The organism is Brotocaccenecus cirricatena (assembly GCF_020687045.1).
GTDB lineage: Bacteria > Bacillota > Clostridia > Oscillospirales > Oscillospiraceae > Vescimonas > Vescimonas cirricatena.
Genome location: NZ_JAJEPW010000023.1, coordinates 24911 through 46123, shown reverse-complemented (window position 1 = coordinate 46123; position 21213 = coordinate 24911). Strand labels below are relative to the sequence as shown.

Sequence of the window (21213 nt, the reverse complement as noted above, 5' to 3'; positions counted from 1 at the left end):
CCCCCCCCCCCCCCCCCCCCCCCCCCCCCCCTGCCGGGGGTGTTCCTGTTCTGCGGCACCACGGCCCTGGCGGTGTTCTTCACCGCCGGCAGCTATCCCCGGGTGATGGCCTTTTTCCGGCGGCAGCTGGGGCACCGGCTGGACCGGGCCAGAGGGGTCAAGGCCAACCTGCTGTCCACCCTGGGGAAATGGTGCCGGGCCCAGGCGATTTTGCTGGGGGTCACCTTCTGCGAACTGCTGGCAGGGTTCCTGCTGATGGGCCAGCGGTATGCCCTGCTGCTGGCCGCCGTTACCGCGCTGGTGGACGCCCTGCCGGTGTTCGGCACCGGCACGGTGCTGCTGCCCTGGGCGGCGGTGTGTCTGCTGGCGGGGCAGGCCCCCCGGGCGGTGGCTCTGGCGGCCCTGTACGCGGTGATCTCCGCCGTGCGCAGCCTTCTGGAGCCCAAGGTCATGGCCGCCCAGGCGGGCCTGCCTCCCCTGGCGGCTCTGGCGGCCATGTACGCCGGGTTCCGGGCTTTGGGCGTGGCGGGGATGATCCTGCTGCCTATGGCGCTGCTGTTTGTCAAGCAGCTCCACGACGAGGGGTATGTGGGCCTGTGGAAATAGCCGCAAAAAGCGAAAAAAGCTGTTTTCTTGCCGGATGATCTGTGGTATAATGGGATGTTAGTGAAGATTTTCGGTAGGAGAGAACACAGACATGAACAAGCAACGCCGCGCCGACCTGCTGCTGGTGATGACCACCTTTTTCTGGGGTGCCAGCTATTACCTGACGGATATCTGCCTGGCAGATCTGCCGCCCATGACCCTGAACGCCTTCCGCTTTATTGTGGCGTTTCTGGTGCTGGGGCTGATCTTCTGGAAGCACGTGGTCCACATCAACCGCACCACCCTATGGTACAGCCTCATCGTGGGCCTGGCCCTGGCGGGGACCTATGTGGCCTATAACTACGGCATCACCCGCACCTCCCTGTCAAACGCCGCGTTCATCTGCGCCCTGCAGGTGATCTTCGCCCCGCTGCTGGGCTTTCTGTTCTTCCGGCAGCGGCCCGGCTGGAAGCTGGGGGCGGCGCTGGTGGTGTGCACGGTGGGCATGGCCCTGCTGACCCTGAACGGGGAGCTGCGGCCCGCCTCCGGGGACCTGATCTGCCTCATCACCCCCCTGTGCTACGCCGTGGACCTGCTGATCACGGAGAAGGCCGTCCGGGATCCCCGGGTGGACCCCCTGGGCCTGGGTGTGTGCCAGCTGGCGGTGGTGGGCATCGTGACCTTAGCCCTGGCCCTGGTGCTGGAGGAACCGGTGCATCTGCCCACCTCCGGCAGGACCTGGGCGGCGGCGCTGTTTCTGGGAATTTTCTGCTCCGGCGTTGCCTTTGTCATCCAGTCCGTGCAGCAGCAGTATACCACCGCCAGCCATGTGGGCCTGATCTTTACCCTGGAGCCGGTGTTTGCCTCCATGGTGGCCTTTGTCATGACCGGCGAGGTACTGTCTCTGCGGGGCTATATCGGCGCGGCCCTGATGCTGCTGAGCCTGTTTATTATGGAGGGCGACTGGTCCTTCCTGGGCCGCAAAAAGCGTGTATAAAGGAGAACATACCGTGGATAAACGATTGGAACGCATTCTGCCCCGGGTGCAGAAGCCTGCCCGCTATGTGGGCGGGGAATACAACGCCGTGAAGAAGGACCCGGCCCAGGTGGATACCCGGATTGCCTTCTGCTTCCCGGATACATACGAGATCGGCATGTCCAACCTGGGCATGCGGATTCTCTACGGCGTGATGAACAACATGGAGGGCGTGTGGTGCCAGCGGGTGTTCGCCCCCTGGGGCGACATGGAGGAGGAGATGCGCCGGGCGGGGATGCCCCTGTTCGCCCTGGAATCCGGCCAGCCCATCACGGACTTTGACATTGTGGCCTTTTCCGTGGGCTATGAGATGGCCTTTCCCGCCATCCTGAATATGCTGGACCTGGCGGGAATCCCCATCCACAGCGCCGACCGCACGGCCCTGACCCCCCTGGTCATCGCCGGAGGCACCGCCATGTACAACGCCGAGCCCATCGCCGACTTCATCGACCTGGTGAGCCTGGGCGAGGGGGAGGACATCACCGTGGAGCTGGTGGAGCTGCACCGCCGGGCCCGGCGGGAGGGCTGGACCAAGGAGGCGTTTCTTCGGGCCGCCGCCCAGCTGCCGGGCATCTACGTCCCCAGCCTGTACGACGTGACGTATCACGACGACGGCACCGTGGCCGCCATCACCCCCCGGGACGGGGCCCCGGCGGTGGTGACCAAGCGCATCGTCCGGGATATGGACAAAGCCTTTTTCCCCACCAAAACCATCGTCCCCTCCACGGAGATCGTCCAGGACCGGGTGATGCTGGAGCTGTTCCGGGGCTGCATCCGGGGCTGCCGGTTCTGTCAGGCGGGGTATGTGTACCGGCCCGTCCGCAACCGCAGCCGGGAGCTGTGCGCCCGATACGGCGTGGAGTCCTGCAACGACTCCGGCTATCAGGAGGTGACCCTGTCCAGCCTGTCCACCAGCGACTACCCGCCGCTGACGGAGCTGTGCGACCAGCTGGAGCCCTTCTGCCAGCAGCGGCACGTGAATCTGTCCCTGCCCAGTCTGCGGGCGGACAACTTCTCCATGAGCCTGATGGAGCGGCTGGCCAAGGGCCGCAAAAGCGGCCTGACCTTCGCCCCGGAGGCCGGGACCCAGCGGCTGCGGGACGTCATCAACAAAAACGTCACCCAGGAGGACCTGCTGGCCTCCTGCCGGACGGCCTTCGCCGGGGGCTACAGCGCCGTGAAGCTGTATTTCATGCTGGGCCTGCCCACGGAGACCGACGAGGACGTGCTGGGCATCGCCGATCTGGCGGCCCGGGTCATGCACACCTGGCGGGAAAGCGCCAGCAACAAGAACCGGGGCGTCCGCATCACCGTGTCCACCTCCTGGTTCGTGCCCAAGCCCCACACGGCCTTTCAGTGGGAGCCGCAGATCTCCAAGGAGGAATATGAGCGGCGGGTGACCCTGCTGCGGGAGGCCATCAAGACCAAAACCGTCACCTATAACTGGCACGATTCAGACACCAGCTTCCTGGAGGCCGTTCTGGCCCGGGGGGACCGGCGCATGGGGAAGGTCCTGGAGACCGCCTGGCGCAAGGGGGCCAAGCTGGACGCCTGGGAGGAGTATTTCTCCCTGGACCGCTGGCTGGAGGCCTTTGACCAGTGCGGGCTGGACCCCCATTTTTACGCCAACCGCACCCGGGAAAAGGACGAGCTGATGCCCTGGGCCATGATCTCCAGCGGCGTCACGGAGAGCTATCTCTGGCGGGAGCGGGAGCGGGCCTTTGCCGGGGTCACCACCCCGGACTGCCGCACCCACTGCAACGCCTGCGGCGCCAACCGGCTGGTAGGAGGGAAATGCGATGTCTAAGCTGCGACTGCTGTTTGTGAAGGAGGGCCCGGCGGCCTATATCTCCAATCTGGACCTGCTGCGGACGGTGCAGCGGGCCTTTCCCCGGACGGAGCTGGATATCAAACACTCCCAGGGCTTCCATCCCCACCCCATCATCTCCATCGTGCTGCCTCTGCCGGTGTGCCAGTCCAGCGACTGCGAGCTGCTGGACTTTGAGGTGACCCAGGACACCGACGGGGCGGGCCTGGCCGAAAAGCTCAACGGCGGCCTGCCGGAGGGGCTGCGGATCCTGGACTGCTATCCCGCCCTGCGGCCGGTGCGGGAGCTGGCCTATCTCCGGGCGGAGGTGGAGCTGGACTATGACCGGGGGGTGCCGGAGGGGGCCGTGCAGGCCCTGGAGGAGCTGTTCCACCGGCAGGAGCTGCTGATCGAGAAGCGCACCAAGCGCAAGCAGCTGGCCCAGGTGGACATCGCGCCCATGATCCGGGACATCGCCTTTGCCCAGGAGGAGAACCTGCTGCGTGTCTTTGTCACGGTGCAGGCCCAGAACCCGGGACTGAACCCCCAGCTGCTGGAAAAGGCCATCGCCCGGTATCTGCCGGAGCTGACGCCGGACTTTGTCCGGGTCCGCCGCCGCCAGCTGCTGGACGCCGACGGCCAGGTGTTCCGATAATTCCATCACCCGGAGGGAGGCCCCCTTCGGGTGATTTTCTTGCCCCGGCGGTGAAGGGGCCGGAGGGCGGCGTCCTATGTTTCGTATAAATGACGTTCCCGGTAACGGCGGATTCCTTGACGCTGGGGGCAGTTTGCGGTACAATAGGGCCAGAATGCGGTATTATGCCCCGGGATTTGGGGCGGTTATGATAACATATAGGGAGATCATTCCATGAACGTTTCCGAAAACACAGAGCTTTACCGGACCTATGGCGCGCATCCGGCTGGGGAGGGCTGGTCCTTCCGGGTCTATGCCCCCAGCGCCCGGGAGGCCGCCCTGGCCGGTGACTTCAACCACTGGCAGCCCGTTCCCATGGAGCGGCAGGGCAGCGACTGGGTCCTGACCGTTTCCGACGCCCGGCCCGGCGACTGCTATAAATACGTCATCACCGGGGCCGACGGCCAGGTCCGCTGGAAGGCGGACCCCTACGGCACCTATGCCCAGCTGCGGCCCGACACCGCCAGCCGCCTGTTCGACGTGTCCGGCTTCCACTGGCACGACGACGTGTGGCGGGAACGCCGCCGGGAGACGCCCCTGACCGAGGGGCCCCTGAACATCTATGAGGTCCACTGCGGCTCCTGGCAGCGGGGAGAGGACGGGGCGTTCCTGAACTATCGCCGGCTGGCGGACCGGCTGGCCCCCTATGTCCGCAGCATGGGCTACAACGCCGTGGAGCTGCTGCCGGTGACGGAGTATCCCCTGGACGACTCCTGGGGCTATCAGTGCGTGGGCTATTTCGCCCCCACCAGCCGCTACGGCGACCCCCACGACTTCATGTATCTGGTGGACCGGCTGCACCGGGCGGGGCTGGCGGTGATCCTGGACTGGGTCCCCGCCCACTTCTGCAAGGACGCCCACGGCCTCATCGACTTTGACGGCACCAGCCTGTATGAATACGGCGACCCCCTGAAGCGGGAGCACGAGAGCTGGGGCACCCGGGTCTTTGACTTCGGCAAGGACGACGTGCGGTCCTTCCTGCTGTCCTCCGCCCGGTGGTGGCTGGAGGAATACCACATCGACGGCCTGCGGGTGGACGCCGTGGCGTCCATGCTGTATCTGGACTATGGCCGGACCGAGTGGCGTCCCAACGTCCACGGCGGCCACGAAAATCTGGAGGCCATCTCGTTTTTGCAGGACCTGAACCGCCTGGCGGCGGCCATGGATCCCCCGGCCCTGACGGCGGCGGAGGAATCCACCGCCTGGCCTAAGGTCACCTGGCCCATTGAGGAGGGCGGCCTGGGCTTCGGCCTGAAGTGGAACATGGGATGGATGAACGACGTGTGCCACTATCTGAAGATGGACCCCTGGTTCCGCCAGTTCCACCACAAGGACGTGACCTTCTCCATGATGTACGCCTTCTCCGAGCGCTTCGTGCTGCCCCTGTCCCACGACGAGGTGGTGTATATGAAGGGCTCCCTCCGGGGCAAGATGCCCGGGGACGACTGGCGGCAGCTGGCAGGGGTCCGGGGCTTCACGGCCTATATGCTGGCCCACCCCGGCAAGAAGCTCACCTTTATGGGGGCGGAGCTGGGCCAGTGGCACGAGTGGGACTTCCTGGGCCAGCTGGACTGGTATCTGCTGGACCGGGACGACTGCAGCCGCACCCACGCCTGCATCCAGGCCCTGAACCGGTTTTATAAGAAGTCCCGTCCCCTGTGGGAAAACGACCGGGACTGGAATGGCTTTGAGTGGCTGGTGGCCGACGACAACCACAACAACGTCCTGGCCTTCCTGCGCCGGGACAACAAGGGCCATGAGCTGATCTGCGTGGTGAATTTCTCGCCGGAGGCCCACGAGGGATATCGCTTCGGCGTGCCCGGCAAGCTGTTTTATGAGGAAGTGTTCAACACCGACGACGCCGCCTGGGGCGGCTCCGGTGTGTGCAATACCGGACCCATCCCCGTGGAGGATATCCCGTCCCACGGGCGGGACAAGTCCATTGCCCTGCGGGTGCCGCCCCTGGGCGCGGTGTTTCTGCAGGGCCGGGTCCGGCGCAGAAGCAACAAGGCATAACCGACAGACTGGAGGGAACGAACAGACATGAAAAAAGAATGCGTGGCCATGCTGCTGGCCGGCGGACAGGGCAGCCGCCTGTATGTCCTCACCGGCGACATGGCAAAGCCTGCGGTGCCCTTTGGAGGAAAGTTCCGCATCATTGACTTTCCCCTGTCCAACTGCACCAATTCCGGCATCGACACCGTGGGCGTGCTGACCCAGTACCGCCCCCTGGAGCTCAACAGCTATATCGGCAGCGGCCAGCCCTGGGAGCTGGACCGGCTCAACGGCGGCGTGCATATTCTGCCGCCGTACCAGAGCGCCTCCGGCGCCTCCTGGTACAAGGGCACCGCCAACGCCATCTATCAGAACATCGGCTTTGTGGACCTGTACGACCCGGAGTATGTGGCGGTGCTGTCCGGGGACCACATCTATAAGATGGACTATTCCCGGATGCTCCAGCACCACAAGGACGCCGGGGCTGCCTGCACCATCTCCGTGATGGAGGTCCCCTGGTCTGAGGCCAGCCGCTTCGGCATCATGTCCGTGGACGAAAACGACCGGATCACCGCCTTCGCCGAAAAGCCCAAGGAGCCCCAGAGCAACCTGGCCTCCATGGGAATCTATATCTTCACCTGGCAGAAGCTGCGGGCCTATCTGCTGGCGGACGAGGCCGACCCCACCTCCGACAACGACTTCGGCAAGAACATCATCCCCGCCATGCTGGAGGCCGGAGAGGTCATGTCCGCCTATCGCTTCGAGGGCTACTGGAAGGACGTGGGCACCCTGGACTCCCTGTGGGACGCCAACATGGACATGCTGGCCCCGGGGTCGGGGCTGAACCTGCTGGACAAGAAGTGGCCCATCTATTGCCGGACCCCGTCCTGCCCGCCGGCCTTTCTGGGGCCCCACGCCGACGTGGGCAACAGCGCCGTGGCCAAGGGCTGCGGCATCCTGGGCGAGGTGAAAAACAGCGTGCTGAGCTATAACACCCAGGTGGGCCAGGGGGCCAGCGTGTGCTACTCCGTGGTCATGCCCGGGGCCGTCATTGAGGAGGGCGCGGTGGTGCAGTACGCCATCATCGGCGAGCGCTGCCGGGTGGGCCGGGGGGCCCAGGTGGGCACGCCGCCGGAAACCGCCAAAAATCCCGACGACTGGAGCATCGCCGTCCTGGGGCCGGACACCGTTATCGCCCCCGGCGAGGTGGTGCCTGCCAAGGCCCTGCTGGACCGTCATCACGGGGAGGTGGAAGCATGAACGGAATGCACGGCATCATATTTTCCTATGAAAAGAAAACCGGACTGCGGGAGCTCATCGAGCAGCGCATCCACGGCTCCATCCCCTTCGGCGGCAACTATCGGGTGGTGGACTTTATGCTCTCCAACATGGTCAATGCCGGCGTCCGGGACGTGGGCGTTATCATGCACGGCAAGTGCCAGAGTATGCTGGACCACCTGGGCACCGGCAAAAGCTGGGACCTGAGCCGCAACCACGGCGGCCTGACCCTGCTGCCGGCCTTCGCCTATGCCGAGCGGCGGGGCGACGCGGGCCGGTTCCGGGGCAAGGTGGAGGCCCTGGGCTGCGTCATGGACTATCTCAAGGACATCCGGCAGGACTATGTGGTGCTGACCGACAGCGACCTGGTGGTGAACCTGCCCCTGGACGACGTGCTGCGGGACCACATCGCCTCCGGCGCGGACATGACGGCGGTGTGCACCTCCCTGCCGGGGCCGGAAAGCGACACCTATTTTCAGCTGGATAATTCCGGGCGCATTGTGGACGTGGCCCACGACGTGTTCACCCCTGAGGGCTTCCGCTGCCTGAACATCTTCGTGCTGCGCCGGGACCTGCTGATCCAGCTGGTCACCGACTGCATGGCGCACAACCAGTACAGCTTCCGCCACAATATTCTCCAGGACAGGAAGGATGCCCTTCATTTCCGGGCCTATGTCTGGGACGGCTACGCCGCCCGCATCGACACCATCGAGTCCTACTACCGCCGCAGCATGGAGCTGCTGCGGCCGGAGATCCGCATGGAGCTGTTCGCTCCCCAGCGGCCCATCTTCGCCAAGGAAAACGACTCCCCCTCGTCCTATATGGACGGGTCCTGCGTCAACTCCCTTATCGCCGACGGCTGCGACATCCAGGGCACGGTGAAAAACTGCATCCTGTTCCGGGGCGTCCGCATCGAGCCGGGGGCCGACGTGGAGGGCTGCATCCTCTTTAAGGGCACCGTGGTCCGCCGGGGCGCCGTCCTGCGGGGCGTTATCACCGACAAATACGTCACCGTGCAGGAGGGGCGCACCCTGATGGGCCACGAGAACTATCCCCTGGTGGTGGCCCGGGGCGTCACGATCTGAAATATGACACACGTTCATCCGGAGGTGACCATATGAATATTCTGTATATCACCAGCGAGGCGGCCCCGTTCTGCAAAACCGGGGGCCTTGCGGACGTGCTGGGCAGTCTGCCCCCGGCGGTGGCGGCGGAGGGCGACCATACCGCCGTGCTGCTGCCGCTGTACAGCCAGATCGCCCAGCGCTGGCGGGAGAAGATGAACTTCCGCTGCTATATCTATGTGGACCTGGGCTGGCGGCATGAATACTGCGGCCTGTTCTCCCTGGAATACCGGGGCGTCACCTGGTATTTCGCGGACAACGAGCGGTATTTCCGCCGCCGGGGCCTGTACGGCGATATGGACGACGGGGAGCGCTTCGCCTTCTTCTCCAAGGCGGCGGTGGCCCTGCTGCCCCACCTGGCGGAGTATCCCAACGTGGTCCACTGCAACGACTGGCAGACGGCCCTGGTGCCGGTGTACCTGCGGGACGCCGGAAACGACCTGCCGGTGGTGTTCACCATCCACAACGTGGAGTATCAGGGCAAGTACGGCCCCGAGACCGTGGAGGACCTGTTCGGCCTGAACCGGGGCTGGTACGACGGCGGCATCCTGCGGATGGACGGGTGCGTGAACCTGATGAAGGGGGCTATGCTCACCGCCAACGCCGTTACCACCGTCAGCCCCACCTACGCCGCCCAGCTCCATGACCCGGCCTATGCCTGCGGCCTGGAGCAGGTGGTGCACCTGATCGACTATAAGCTCTCCGGCGTGCTCAACGGTCTGGACATTGAGAGCTATGACCCCGCCCACGACGGCTCCCTGCCCCGGACCTTCGACCCCGACCATATGGAGGGCAAGGCCGTGTGCAAGGCGGAGCTGCAGCGGCAGCTGGGCCTTGCCCAGGAGCCGGACACCCCGCTGATGGCCATCGTCAGCCGCCTGGTGGGCCACAAGGGTATGGACCTGGTGTGCCAGGGTCTGGAGGGCCTTATGGCCGCCGGCTGCCAGCTGGTGGTGCTGGGCCAGGGGGAGTCCCAGTTTGAGGACGCCTTCCGCTGGGCCCAGAACCGGTGGCCCGGCCGGGTATCGGCCCAGATCACCTATTCCGACAATCTGTCCCGCCGGATCTACGGCGCGGCGGACCTGTTCCTGATGCCCTCCCGCAGCGAGCCCTGCGGCCTGAGCCAGCTGATCGCCATGCGCTATGGCGCGGTGCCCATTGTCCGCCAGACCGGCGGCCTCAACGACACCGTCCGCTCCTGCCAGGTGGGCCAGCCCGACGGCAACGGCTATGTGTTCTCCGGCTGCACCGCCCATGACCTGTGCCAGACGGTGGGGCAGGCGGTGGGCCTGTACCGGGGGGACCGGATGGGCTTTGACACCGTCCGCCGCCGGGGCATGACCGAGGACTTCAGCTGGAACCGCAGCGCCGGGGCCTACCGGCGCATTTACCAAGATCTATCACGGAGGAACCACTAAATGACTTATACCAAAGACGCCCTGAAGGAGGCCATCCAGCAGAAGCTGCGCCTGAACTATGGCTGCACGGAAAAGCAGGCCACCGACGGGGAGATCATGAAGGCCTGCGCCCTGGCCCTGCGGGACATTATGGCCGTGCGCAGCGTGGACACCCAGGAGAAAACCCAGGAGCAGCAGGAAAAGCGGGTGCACTATATGTCCCTGGAGTTCCTGATGGGCCGCAGCCTGATGAAAAACGCCTATAACCTGGGGATTCTGCCCCAGCTGACCCAGGCGGTGGAGGAGCTGGGCTTCTCCGCCCCGGATATCTTCGACATGGAGCCGGACGCGGGCCTTGGCAACGGCGGCCTGGGCCGCCTGGCCGCCTGCTATCTGGACAGCATGACCACCCTGGACATTCCCGCCACCGGCTACTCCATCTGCTATGAGCTGGGCATTTTCAAGCAGAAGATCGTGGACGGTCAGCAGGTGGAGCTGCCCGACGACTGGCTGAACCTGGGGGACGCGTGGCTGATGCCCAAGCCCCAGGAGGCCGAGGAAATTCACTTCGGCGGCCGGGTCCGCACCCGGTGGGACAACGGCCACCTGATGGTGGTCCACGAGGACTATACCCGGGTGCTGGCCATCCCCTGCGATATGCTGGTGGCGGGCTACAACACCGACCATGTGAACACCCTGCGCCTGTGGGACGCCAAGAGCCCCAAGCCCATTGATATGCAGTTGTTCAGCCAGGGGCAGTACCTGAAGGCCAACGAGGAGCGGGCCATGGCCGACTCCATCAGCACCATCCTCTATCCCGAGGACAACCACTACGAGGGCAAGTCCCTGCGGCTGAAGCAGCAGTACTTCTTCGTGTCGGCCACCCTGCAGTCCATCACCCGCCAGCACATCCAGACCTACGGCACCCTGAAGAACTTCCACGAGAAGAACGTCATCCAGATCAACGACACCCACCCCGCCCTGGTGATCCCGGAGCTGATGCGCATCCTCATCGACGACGCGGGCCTGAGCTGGGACGAGGCCTGGGACATCACCCGCCACTCCGTGGCCTATACCAACCACACCGTGCTGGCCGAGGCACTGGAGAGCTGGCCCCAGCAGCTGTTTGAGACCCTGCTGCCCCGCATCTGGCAGATCATGCAGGAGATCGCGCGGCGCTGGCAGCAGAAGGTGGACGATTTCTATCACGACCCCAAAAAGACGGAGAAAATGGCGGTCATCTGGGACGGCGTGGTGCACATGGCCAACCTCTGCATCGCCGGGGGCATGGCCGTCAACGGCGTGTCTGCCCTGCACTCCGACATTCTGCGGCGGGACGTGTTCCGGGACGCCTGCGGCATGGAGCCGGACAAGTTCAGAAACGTCACCAACGGCGTGGACCACCGCCGCTGGATCAGCCAGATCAACCCCGGCCTGGACGGCCTGATCCGGGACTGCATCGGCGACGGGTATCTCACCCACGCCGGGTGCCTGTCGGACCTGGACCGCTTCGCCGGTGACGCGGCGGTGCTCTCCCGGCTGGAGCAGATCAAGGGGGACAACAAGCAGGCCTTTGCCCGCTGGGCCAAGCGCCAGCAGGGGGTCACCCTGAACACCGACGCCATCTTCAACGTCCAGGTCAAGCGCCTGCACGAGTATAAGCGGCAGCTGCTGAACGTGCTGCACATCATCAGCCTGTATCAACAGCTCCAGGACGATCCCAACATGGACTTCCGGCCCCAGACCTTCCTGTTCGGGGCCAAGGCCGCCCCGGGCTACGCCGTGGCCAAGCGCATTATCCGCCTTATCAACTCCCTGGCCGACCAGATCAACAGTGACCCCATCTGCCGGGATAAGCTCCAGGTGGTGTTCCTGGAGAATTACCGGGTGTCCATGGCGGAGATGCTGATGCCCGCCAGCGAGGTCAGCCAGCAGATCTCCACCGCCGGCAAGGAGGCCAGCGGCACCGGCAACATGAAGTTCATGATGAACGGCGCCCTGACCCTAGGCACCCTGGACGGCGCCAACGTGGAGATGCACCAGGTGCTGGGCGACGAGAATATGTTCCTCTTTGGCCTCACCGCCGACGAGGCCGCCCGCCTGCGCCAGAGCTATGACCCCTATCTGCTGTATACCCGGGATCCGGTGCTGCACCGGGTGCTGGACCAGCTGAAAACCGGCTTCCGGGACGGCGTCAGCTATGAGGACCTGTATCAGCGTCTGCTGTACGGCGCGGACTGCCCGGCGGACCAGTATCTGCTGCTGGCGGACTTTGCGTCCTACTGCGCCGCCTCTCACCGGGTGGTGGATACCTATGCCGACCGGGAGAAGTGGAACCGCATGAGCCTGCACAATATTGCCCGCAGCGGCATTTTCTCCGCCGATCGCTCCATCGCCGACTATGCCGACACCATCTGGCACGTCCCCTATAAAAAGTAACCCCCGCCCTCCCCTGCCCGGGTCCTGCGCCCGGGCGGGGGAGGCATTTTTGCCAAAAGGGGTTGACAGACGGAAGAATTTGTTTTACTCTATATTTGAATAAAATATGCTCCGGTAGGTAAGGCTACCGCGAGGGATACGGACTGCTGCCGCAGAGTGGTGGAGACACCATGAGAGGGTTTGAACAGGCGATATCGAAGCCAAGGTATCATCTAACGCAGTTTCACCGCCCCGCGATGCTAAAGCTTGTTACGGTGGCCAGGTCACGCATCCCGCGCGGCCCCTCTGCGCATCCACAATGGGCTTTCTGCCGTTGTGGATTTTTTGCTATGTATATACAGGAAAGGAGGAACCGGTCATGTTCGATCACCAGGAAGAATTGGACCAATATCTGAAAAATATTGAGGCGCTTATCAAAAATAAGCAGTACGCCCGATTGCGGGACCTGTTCCTGCCTATGGAGCCTGCGGATATCGCCCTGCTGCTGGAGGAGGCCGGCGAGGAGGAGATGCCTCTGCTGTACCGGCTGCTGCCCAAGGAGCTGGCGGCGGAGGTGTTCGTGGAGCTGGAATCCGACAGCCAGGAGATGCTCATCAACGGTTTTTCCAACACCGAGCTGAAGGAGGTGCTGGACGAGCTGTATCTGGACGATGCCGTGGACATCGTGGAGGAAATGCCCGCCAGCGTGGTGATCCGCATTCTGGACAAGGCCACACCGGAGATGCGCAAGTCCATCAACGAAATTCTCCAGTACCCCGAGGACTCCGCCGGGTCCATTATGAACATGGAGTTCCTGTCCCTGAAAAAGGACATGACGGTGGAGGACGCCTTCAAGCGCATCCGCCGTATCGGCGGCGAGCTGGAGACCATCAACATCCTGTATGTCACCGACCCCACCCGTCATCTGCTGGGGGTGCTGTCCGTCCGGGATCTGCTGCTGGCGGAGGAGGACGACCTGATCCAGGACATCATGGACCCCAACGTGGTGTCCGTGAACACCATGGACGACAAGGAGGACGCGGCCCAGGCCCTGAGCAAATACGACTTCCTGGCCATGCCCGTGGTGGACAAGGAGCAGCGCCTGGTGGGCATCGTCACCGTGGACGACGCCATGGACGTTATCGAGGAGGAGACCACGGAGGACTTCGAGAAGATGGCCGCCATGCTGCCGTCGGACAAGCCCTATCTGAAGTCCGGCATTTTCGCCACCTGGCGGGCCCGCCTGCCCTGGCTGATGGTGCTGATGCTGTCAGCCACCTTCACGGGGATGATCCTGAACCACTATGAAAGCGCCCTGGCCGCGTGCCTGGTGCTCAACTCGTATATCCCCATGCTCTCCGGCACCGGCGGCAACTCCGGCACCCAGGCCTCCGTGGCGGTGATTCGCGCTCTGAGTCTGGACGAGGTGGACTTTTCCGACATTTTCCAGGTGCTGTGGAAGGAGCTGCGGGTGTCGCTGCTGTGCGGCGTGTGCCTGGCCGGGGCCAACTTCGTGAAAATGCAGCTGGTGGACCGGCTGCTGCTGGGCAACGCCGCCGTGACGCCCACGGTGTGCCTGGTGGTATGCCTGACCATCCTGTTTGTGGTGGTGTTTGCCAAGTGCGTGGGCTGCTCCCTGCCCATCCTGGCCGAGAAGATCGGCCTGGACCCGGCGGTGATGGCCAGCCCCTTCATCTCCACCATCGTGGACGCCACCAGCCTGCTGATCTATTTCCGCTTCGCCTCCTGGTTCCTGCTGTAGCTGCATATAGAAAAAGACGCCGGAGTCCGGCGTCTTTTTATTTACAGCTCTCCGGCCTTATACAGCTGGGATTCGCGGCGGTAACCGGCGGCGGCTGCGGCGTTGGATGCGACCTCCTCCGGCGTCAGGGGGCGGCGGACCTTGCCGGGAGCGCCCATGACCATGGAACCATCGGGGATCACAGCCCCCTGGGTCACCAAGGCCCCGGCAGCGATGATGCAGTCCCGGCCCACCACGGCTCCGTTGAGGACGATGGCCCCCATGCCCACCAGGGTGTTGTCCCCGATGGTGCAGCCATGGAGAATGGCGGCGTGGCCCACGGTGCAGTCCCGGCCCACGGAGGTAGGAAAGCCGGGGTCCGCGTGGAGGACGCAGTTGTCCTGGATATTGCTGCCGGGGCCCACAGTGATGGGGTCCGTCTCCGCCCGGAGCACCGCTCCGAAGTAGATCCCAGCCCCCTCCCCGATGGTGACATTGCCCCGGACGGTGGCGTTGTCCGCCACAAAGGCGGTTTCATGAATCACAGGCTTCATGGGTTTTCTCTCCTTAATGGAACAGCCAGCGGGCCACAAGAATCACAACGCAGGCCCCGCCCACGCCGATGAGGATGGCTCCCACAGAGCCGGTGGCGGCGATGCCGATGGTGCCCGCCAGCCAATTGCCCACGGCGGAGCCCACCACGCCCAGGATCAGGTTGCGCAGCAGGCCGCCGCGGCTGCCCATGAGCTTGGAGGCGATCCAGCCGATGAGAGCGCCTAAAATCAGGGAATAGATCATTGCTTTGTCTCTCTTTCTACCCGCAGGGGGTCCACAATATGCACGTTCAGGTGGTTATAGGGCATCTCCACGGACTTTTCGTCAAAGGCCGCCTTGATGTTCTCCAGCAGGGCGTAATAGGCCGTCCAGTAGTCGGCGGTCTTGGCCCAGCTGCGGACGATGTACTCGATGCCGCTTTCGCCGTAGGCATTGACGTATACCTCCGGGCCGGGGCTCTCCAGCAGGCCCGGGGTCCGGGCCACGGCGTCCAGCAGGGCCTGGCGCACGGTCTGCACCGGCGCGTCATAGGACGCGCTGACGCTGTGCTGGATGCGGCGGGTGCCCAGGGTGGTGTAGTTGGTGATCTTTCCGGCGGAAAGGCTGCTGTTGGGGGCGGCGATCCGCAGGCCGTCCGGCGTGTCCAGATAGGTATAGGTCAGGGTCAGCTCCTTGACGGTGCCTGCGCCGCAGGGGGTGTCCACATAGTCGCCTACGGCGAAGGGCTTGGTCACCAGCAGCACCAGACCTCCGGCCACATTGGCCAGGACGTTCTGCACCGCCAGGGATACCGCCAGGGACAGCACCGACAATAGCGCCACCAGGGACGTGACGGGAATGCCCAGCTGGTCGGCGGTAATGAGCACCGTTACCACCCACAGCACCAGCTGCACGGTCCGCACCAGGTATTTCTGCACCCGGGCGTCCATATGGGTCTGGGCCAGCACCCGGCGCAGCAAAGCGGTGAGCAGCCGCACCGCCACCAGGCAGATCACCAGCGTCAGCAGTGCCCCCAGCAGCGTCCCCAGGGAGATATTCCCCAGGTGCAGGGCCGACAGGTCCAACTTCTGATCCAATGGGTTTTCCACAGGCGGCACCTCCTTTTCGTGGCACCTATTATACTCCCGGGCGGCGGATTTTGTCAATTCGTCAAAAAAAGACTTACCCTTTTGGAGAAAAAGTGGTATAATATGGTAAAGAACGAAAGAGAGGATGAACGGCATGTTTGCAGCGGGCGAAATGGTGGTCTATGGCGGCGAGGGCGTCTGCCGGGTGGAGGGCGTTGGGACGCCGTCTTTGCCGGGAATGGACAAGACCCGGCTGTACTATACCCTTGCGCCGCTGTACCGATCCGGCCAGGTGATGACCCCGGTGGACACCCGGGTGCTGATGCGCCCCCTGCTGACGGGGCAGGAGGTGCAGGAGCTCATCGCGCAGCTGGACCAGCTGCCGGAGGAGCAGGCCGAAAGCCACAACACCCGGGCCATCAAGGACCTGTATCACCAGGTGGTGGCCTCCTATGACTGCAAACGGCTGGCGGGCCTCATCAAGGGGGTGTGCCGCCGGCGCAGCTGGGCCATTCACCACGGGCGGAAGGTCAGCCAGATGGACGAGCGCTATCTCAGGCGGGCGGAGGACGCCCTGTACGGCGAGCTGGGGGCGGTGCTGGGCCTTCCCCGGGAGGACGTCCCGGCCTATATCCGCCAGACCTGGCCCAAGTGGCCGCTGTTTTGAATTATCCCAAAAGGGCTTCGTCCCTTTTGGGATAAAAGGCTTGCAGACTGAGAAGATTTTTCGCCCAGGCACACGCCCCGGGCGAAAATGGATTGCATTTGATTTGCCGCCTGCGGGCGGCAAATTCTGCGAGACTATTCGTCGATAAAAACCATAAGGCGGAGAACCGGAAGCCGGTTCTCCGCCTGAATGGCAGGAAGATTGATGAAAAAAGCTTTTTGTCTCTTGCAAGTATAGGATACCCAAGGGATGTTACAAAAGTTCATGCATAAATATTAAAAAAGTATTAAACATTTTTTCATGCAAAAAAAGCCCGGCAGAGCGATGCTCTGCCGGGCTTTATCAGCTATGCGCCGATGGGGACGTCAATCAGTCGTTGTTGATGGCGATGACGACGCCGGAACCCACGGTACGGCCACCCTCACGGATAGCGAAACGCAGACCGTTCTCGATGGCGATGGGGGTGATCAGCTCCACGTTCATGTCGACGTTATCGCCGGGCATGCACATCTCGGTGCCCTCGGGCAGGGTGATGATGCCGGTAACGTCGGTGGTACGGAAGTAGAACTGGGGACGATAGTTGTTGAAGAAGGGGGTGTGACGGCCGCCCTCGTCCTTGGTCAGAACGTACACCTGGCCAACGAACTTGGTGTGGGGGTGAATGGAACCGGGCTTGGACAGAACCTGGCCGCGCTCGATCTCGGTCTTGGCAACGCCGCGCAGCAGGGCGCCGATGTTGTCGCCGGCCTCAGCGTAGTCCAGCAGCTTGTGGAACATTTCGATACCGGTGACGACGGTCTCGCGCTTCTCGTCGGACAGACCAACGATCTCAACCTTCTCGTTGAGCTTCAGCTGACCACGCTCCACACGGCCGGTAGCAACGGTACCACGGCCGGAGATGGTGAACACGTCCTCGACGGGCATCAGGAAGGGCATATCCTCCTTGCGGTCGGGGGTGGGGATCCACTCGTCAACGGCGTCCATCAGCTCCTTGATGCAGGCATACTCGGGAGCGTTGGGATCGGTGGACTCGGAAACCAGGGCGTTCAGGGCGGAACCGCGGATGATGGGGGTGTCGTCGCCAGGGAAGCCATAGAAGTCCAGCAGCTCGCGGACTTCCATCTCCACCAGCTCCAGCAGCTCCTCGTCGTCCACCTGGTCGCACTTGTTCAGGAACACCAGCACGGAGGGCACGTTCACCTGACGGGCCAGCAGCAGGTGCTCGCGGGTCTGGGCCATGGGGCCGTCGGAGGCGGCGATGACCAGGATAGCGCCGTCCATCTGGGCAGCACCGGTGATCATGTTCTTGATATAGTCGGCGTGGCCCGGGCAGTCCACGTGAGCATAGTGACGCTTGGCGGTCTCATACTCAACGTGAGCGGTGTTGATGGTGATACCACGCTCGCGCTCCTCGGGAGCCTTGTCGATGGAAGAGTAGTCGGTGTACTCAGCGCCGCCCTGCATCGCCAGGTACTTGGTGATGGCAGCGGTCAGAGTGGTCTTACCATGGTCGATGTGACCGATGGTGCCGATGTTAACATGGGGCTTCGTTCTCTCAAATTTCTGCTTAGCCATTTGAAAAAATCCTCCTTAACAAATTTGCATCATGGTTTTCTTGCAATGTCTTGTACTAACACTGCTATTTTACAGTATTCGATAGGGAAAAGCAATCGTTTTTTGACGATTTAGAAATTTTCCCGTCCGGTACGCTTGTTGATGAGCTTCTCCTGCAGGCCCTTGGGCAGCTCGATATAGTGGCTGGGCTCCATGGTGTACTGACCACGGCCCTGGGTGCGGGAGCGCAGATCGGTGGCGTAGCCGAACATTTCCGCCAGAGGAACAAAGGCGTCGATCTGCTGGGCGCCGGCGCGCATCTCGTAGCCCTGGATCTGGCCGCGGCGGGCGCTGATATCGCCGATGACGTCGCCCATATATTCCTCGGGGACGATGACGGAGACCTTCATGATGGGCTCCAGCAGCGTGGGATCGGCCTTGCGCATGGCCTCCTTGAAGGCCATGGAGCCGGCGATCTTGAACGCCATCTCGGAGGAGTCCACCTCGTGATAGGAGCCGTCGTACAGGGTGACCTTCACGTCCACCACGGGGTAACCGGCCACGGTGCCGGAGAGCATTGCGCCCTGGATACCGGCGTCGATGGCGGGGATATACTCCTTGGGGACAGCGCCGCCCACCACTTTGTTGATGAACTCGTAGCCCTTGCCGGACTCGTTGGGCTCCACATGGATCTTCACGTGACCATACTGGCCCTTACCGCCGGACTGGCGGGCATACTTGGTATCCTGGTCCACTGCCTTGCGGATGGTCTCCTTGTAGGCCACCTGGGGCGCGCCCACGTTGGCCTCCACCTTGAACTCCCGCAGCAGGCGGTCCACGATGATCTCCAGATGCAGCTCGCCCATACCGGCGATGATGGTCTGACCCGTCTCCTCGTCGGTGTAGGTGCGGAAGGTGGGGTCCTCCTCGGCAAGCTTCGCCAGGGCGATGGCCATCTTCTCCTGGCCGGCCTTGGTCTTGGGCTCGATGGCCACGCGGATCACGGGCTCGGGGAACTCCATGGACTCCAGCACAATGGGGTGCTTCTCATCACAGAGGGTGTCGCCGGTGGTGGTGTTCTTCAGGCCCACCACGGCGGCGATATCGCCGGAATAGACCGTTTCCAGGTCCTCCCGGTGGTTGGCGTGCATCTGCAGCAGACGGCCCACGCGCTCGCGCTTGCCCTTGGTGGCATTGAGCACGGCGGAGCCGGTGTTCAGCGTGCCGGAATACACGCGGAAGAAGCTCAGACGGCCCACATAGGGGTCGGTCATGATCTTGAAGGCCAGAGCGGAGAACGGCTCGTCATCGGAAGCGTGACGGTCCTCCTCCTCATCAGTCTTGGGGTTGGTGCCAACGATGGCGGGAATATCGGTGGGGGCGGGCATATAGTCCACAATGGCGTCCAGCAGCTTCTGAACACCCTTGTTCCGGTAGGAGGAGCCGCAGGTGACCGGCACCATCTCCACGGCCACGGTGGCCTTGCGGATGGCGGCGCGGATCTTGTCGGTGGGGATCTCCTGACCCTCCAGATACATCTCCATGATCTCGTCGTCGAACATGGAAACGGCATCCAGCAGCTTTTCCCGGTACTCGTTGGCCAGGTCCATCATATCGGCGGGGATGGGCTCCACGCGCATATCCTTGCCCAGCTGATCGTAATAGATATCAGCGTCCATCTCCACCAGGTCGATGATGCCCTTGAAGGACTCCTCTTTCCCGATGGGAAGCTGGATGGGCACGGCGTTGCACTTGAGGCGGTCGTGGATCATGTCCAGCACGTGATAGAAATCCGCGCCCAGCATGTCCATTTTGTTGACATACACCATCCGGGGCACATGATAGTGGTCGGCCTGACGCCACACGGTTTCGGACTGGGGCTCAACGCCGCCCTTGGCGCACATCACGGTGACAGAGCCGTCCAGCACACGCAGAGAACGCTCCACCTCCACAGTGAAGTCCACGTGACCCGGGGTGTCGATGATGTTGATACGCGTCTGGGGGAACTGGTCCTTGGAGCCCTTCCAGTAACAGGTGGTAGCGGCGGAGGTGATGGTGATGCCACGCTCCTGCTCCTGTTCCATCCAGTCCATGGTAGCGGTTCCCTCGTGCGTCTCGCCGATCTTGTAGTTGACGCCCGTGTAGTACAGAATACGCTCGGTCGTGGTGGTCTTGCCTGCATCAATGTGGGCCATGATGCCGATATTTCTCGTATTTTCCAGTGTAACCTTTCTCGGCATAACGTTCTCCTTTTAATCAGTTTGCGGGGATTACCAGCGGAAGTGGGCGAAGGCCTTGTTGGATTCGGCCATCTTGTGGGTATCCTCGCGCTTCTTCACGGCGCTGCCGGTGTTGTTGGCGGCGTCCATGATCTCGCCTGCCAGGCGCTCGGCCATGGTGCGCTCACTGCGGGCGCGGGAATAGTTGGTCAGCCAGCGCAGACCCAGGGTCTGACGGCGGGCAGGACGAACCTCCATGGGGACCTGATAGGTGGCGCCGCCGACACGGCGGGCCTTGACTTCCAGGCTGGGCATGATGTTTTCCATGGCCTGGGTGAACACTTCCAGAGGCTCCTTCTCGGTCTTTTCCTTGATCAGATCAAAGGCGCCGTAGACAACCTTCTGGGCAACGCCCTTCTTACCGTCCAACATGATGCTGTTGACGAGCTTCGTCACCAGCACGGAGTTGTACATAGGATCGGGCAAAATTTCTCTCTTGGGAACATTACCTCTTCTGGGCACTATGCTTCCCTCCTTCATAAAAATATGATTTCATAGGTACTCAACAGCCGGAGAGGCTGTTGTACGGCCTGCCAAAGAGGTACATACGATATATATAAACCTTTTCGGCAAAGCTCATTTCATGCGGGGATTACTTGCTCTTGGGACGCTTGGCGCCGTACTTGGAGCGCGCCTGCATACGGCCCTGAACGCCCTGGGTATCCAGAGTGCCGCGGATGATGTGGTAACGAACACCGGGCAGATCCTTGACACGGCCGCCGCGGATCATGACCACAGAGTGCTCCTGCAGAGAATGACCGACACCGGGGATGTAGGCGGTGACCTCGTAGCCGTTGGTCAGGCGGACACGGGCGATCTTACGCAGAGCGGAGTTAGGCTTCTTGGGGGTGGCAGTTCTCACTGCGGTGCAGACGCCGCGCTTCTGAGGGGAGGACAGATCGGTCTCCTTGTTCTTCAGCGTATTCAGGCCCTTCTGCATAGCGGGGGAATTGGACTTGTAGGTAGCCTGTTTCCGGCCCTGCTTGACCAGCTGATTGAAAGTAGGCATGCAATGA

The 21213-nt window shown here is 63.0% G+C and carries 18 protein-coding genes and 1 riboswitch; of the genes, 11 read left to right on the top strand and 7 right to left on the bottom strand.

The window, feature by feature from the left end:
* From LKD37_RS09050 to mgtE, 10 genes are all read left to right on the top strand, one after another.
* On the top strand, positions 1–606 hold a 606-nt coding region (locus LKD37_RS09050; protein WP_302928935.1), incomplete at its 5' end, for an AI-2E family transporter.
* A 91-nt stretch (positions 607–697) separates the two neighbouring features.
* Positions 698–1582 (top strand): DMT family transporter, encoded by an 885-nt coding sequence (locus tag LKD37_RS09045; RefSeq protein ID WP_302928934.1) that lies wholly within the window; start codon positions 698–700, stop codon positions 1580–1582.
* A gap of 13 nt (positions 1583–1595) precedes the next feature.
* A complete protein-coding gene (locus LKD37_RS09040) occupies positions 1596–3428 on the top strand; it encodes a TIGR03960 family B12-binding radical SAM protein (protein ID WP_302928933.1) in 1833 nt (610 codons plus the stop codon).
* Positions 3421–4083, top strand: coding sequence for a TIGR03936 family radical SAM-associated protein (locus LKD37_RS09035; protein WP_302928931.1), 663 nt, complete (start codon positions 3421–3423; stop codon positions 4081–4083). The genes LKD37_RS09040 and LKD37_RS09035 overlap by 8 nt, the downstream gene beginning before the upstream one ends.
* A gap of 213 nt (positions 4084–4296) precedes the next feature.
* Positions 4297–6138, top strand: coding sequence for a 1,4-alpha-glucan branching protein GlgB (gene glgB / locus LKD37_RS09030; RefSeq protein WP_302928930.1), 1842 nt, complete (start codon positions 4297–4299; stop codon positions 6136–6138).
* A gap of 27 nt (positions 6139–6165) precedes the next feature.
* Positions 6166–7377: a glucose-1-phosphate adenylyltransferase gene (locus tag LKD37_RS09025; protein ID WP_302928929.1), complete on the top strand. Its 1212-nt coding sequence runs from the start codon at positions 6166–6168 to the stop codon at positions 7375–7377.
* Positions 7374–8480: a glucose-1-phosphate adenylyltransferase subunit GlgD gene (gene glgD / locus LKD37_RS09020; protein WP_302928928.1), complete on the top strand. Its 1107-nt coding sequence runs from the start codon at positions 7374–7376 to the stop codon at positions 8478–8480. The genes LKD37_RS09025 and glgD overlap by 4 nt, the downstream gene beginning before the upstream one ends.
* Before the next feature lie 32 nt (positions 8481–8512).
* On the top strand, positions 8513–9937 hold the full coding sequence (locus LKD37_RS09015; protein ID WP_302928927.1) for a glycogen synthase: 1425 nt from the start codon (positions 8513–8515) through the stop codon (positions 9935–9937).
* On the top strand, positions 9938–12355 hold the full coding sequence (locus LKD37_RS09010) for a glycogen/starch/alpha-glucan phosphorylase (RefSeq protein ID WP_302928926.1): 2418 nt from the start codon (positions 9938–9940) through the stop codon (positions 12353–12355).
* A 103-nt stretch (positions 12356–12458) separates the two neighbouring features.
* Positions 12459–12619: riboswitch (M-box (ykoK) riboswitch) on the top strand.
* Positions 12620–12713: 94 nt separating this feature from the next.
* Positions 12714–14096, top strand: a complete 1383-nt coding sequence (gene mgtE, locus LKD37_RS09005) for a magnesium transporter (RefSeq protein ID WP_302928925.1) — start codon at positions 12714–12716, stop codon at positions 14094–14096.
* Positions 14097–14137: 41 nt separating this feature from the next.
* Here the strand turns inward: mgtE and LKD37_RS09000 are convergent, their stop codons facing one another.
* From LKD37_RS09000 to LKD37_RS08990, 3 genes are read right to left on the bottom strand one after another with little or no spacing between them, the layout of a single operon-like run.
* Positions 14138–14629 carry a gamma carbonic anhydrase family protein gene (locus LKD37_RS09000; protein WP_302928924.1) on the bottom strand — a complete coding sequence of 164 codons (492 nt, stop codon included), beginning with the start codon at positions 14627–14629 and terminating at the stop codon, positions 14138–14140.
* Positions 14630–14642: 13 nt separating this feature from the next.
* The gene (locus LKD37_RS08995; protein ID WP_302928923.1) at positions 14643–14873 is read right to left on the bottom strand and encodes a GlsB/YeaQ/YmgE family stress response membrane protein; all 231 of its coding nucleotides are present in this window, start codon (positions 14871–14873) and stop codon (positions 14643–14645) included.
* On the bottom strand, positions 14870–15718 hold the full coding sequence (locus LKD37_RS08990; RefSeq protein WP_302928922.1) for a mechanosensitive ion channel family protein: 849 nt from the start codon (positions 15716–15718) through the stop codon (positions 14870–14872). The genes LKD37_RS08995 and LKD37_RS08990 overlap by 4 nt, the downstream gene beginning before the upstream one ends.
* A 124-nt stretch (positions 15719–15842) precedes the next feature.
* Here LKD37_RS08990 and LKD37_RS08985 point away from each other — a divergent pair, with 124 nt between their 5' ends.
* Positions 15843–16364: a CarD family transcriptional regulator gene (locus LKD37_RS08985; RefSeq protein ID WP_302928921.1), complete on the top strand. Its 522-nt coding sequence runs from the start codon at positions 15843–15845 to the stop codon at positions 16362–16364.
* A 369-nt stretch (positions 16365–16733) separates the two neighbouring features.
* Here LKD37_RS08985 and tuf read toward each other — a convergent pair whose 3' ends face one another.
* The 4 genes from tuf to rpsL form a co-directional block, all read right to left on the bottom strand.
* Positions 16734–17939, bottom strand: coding sequence for an elongation factor Tu (tuf, locus tag LKD37_RS08980; protein WP_302928920.1), 1206 nt, complete (start codon positions 17937–17939; stop codon positions 16734–16736).
* Positions 17940–18049: 110 nt separating this feature from the next.
* Positions 18050–20158, bottom strand: a complete 2109-nt coding sequence (fusA, locus tag LKD37_RS08975) for an elongation factor G (protein ID WP_302928919.1) — start codon at positions 20156–20158, stop codon at positions 18050–18052.
* Between the two features lie 30 nt (positions 20159–20188).
* On the bottom strand, positions 20189–20659 hold the full coding sequence (gene rpsG / locus LKD37_RS08970; RefSeq protein WP_302928918.1) for a 30S ribosomal protein S7: 471 nt from the start codon (positions 20657–20659) through the stop codon (positions 20189–20191).
* Between the two features lie 130 nt (positions 20660–20789).
* Positions 20790–21206 (bottom strand): 30S ribosomal protein S12, encoded by a 417-nt coding sequence (gene rpsL, locus LKD37_RS08965; protein ID WP_022177723.1) that lies wholly within the window; start codon positions 21204–21206, stop codon positions 20790–20792.
* Positions 21207–21213 lie beyond the last annotated feature (7 nt).

Bases quoted from the DNA above. Each gene is read 5' to 3' on its own strand.
- LKD37_RS09025 (WP_302928929.1), top strand. From the start codon at position 6,166: ATGAAAAAAGAATGCGTGGCCATGCTGCTGGCCGGCGGACAGGGCAGC.
- mgtE (WP_302928925.1), top strand. From the start codon at position 12,714: ATGTTCGATCACCAGGAAGAATTGGACCAATATCTGAAAAATATTGAG.
- glgD (WP_302928928.1), top strand. From the start codon at position 7,374: ATGAACGGAATGCACGGCATCATATTTTCCTATGAAAAGAAAACCGGA.
- glgB (WP_302928930.1), top strand. From the start codon at position 4,297: ATGAACGTTTCCGAAAACACAGAGCTTTACCGGACCTATGGCGCGCAT.
- LKD37_RS09035 (WP_302928931.1), top strand. From the start codon at position 3,421: ATGTCTAAGCTGCGACTGCTGTTTGTGAAGGAGGGCCCGGCGGCCTAT.
- LKD37_RS09045 (WP_302928934.1), top strand. From the start codon at position 698: ATGAACAAGCAACGCCGCGCCGACCTGCTGCTGGTGATGACCACCTTT.
- LKD37_RS09010 (WP_302928926.1), top strand. From the start codon at position 9,938: ATGACTTATACCAAAGACGCCCTGAAGGAGGCCATCCAGCAGAAGCTG.
- LKD37_RS09000 (WP_302928924.1), bottom strand. From the start codon at position 14,629: ATGAAGCCTGTGATTCATGAAACCGCCTTTGTGGCGGACAACGCCACC.
- LKD37_RS08985 (WP_302928921.1), top strand. From the start codon at position 15,843: ATGAACGGCATGTTTGCAGCGGGCGAAATGGTGGTCTATGGCGGCGAG.
- rpsL (WP_022177723.1), bottom strand. From the start codon at position 21,206: ATGCCTACTTTCAATCAGCTGGTCAAGCAGGGCCGGAAACAGGCTACC.
- LKD37_RS09015 (WP_302928927.1), top strand. From the start codon at position 8,513: ATGAATATTCTGTATATCACCAGCGAGGCGGCCCCGTTCTGCAAAACC.
- fusA (WP_302928919.1), bottom strand. From the start codon at position 20,158: ATGCCGAGAAAGGTTACACTGGAAAATACGAGAAATATCGGCATCATG.
- LKD37_RS08995 (WP_302928923.1), bottom strand. From the start codon at position 14,873: ATGATCTATTCCCTGATTTTAGGCGCTCTCATCGGCTGGATCGCCTCC.
- tuf (WP_302928920.1), bottom strand. From the start codon at position 17,939: ATGGCTAAGCAGAAATTTGAGAGAACGAAGCCCCATGTTAACATCGGC.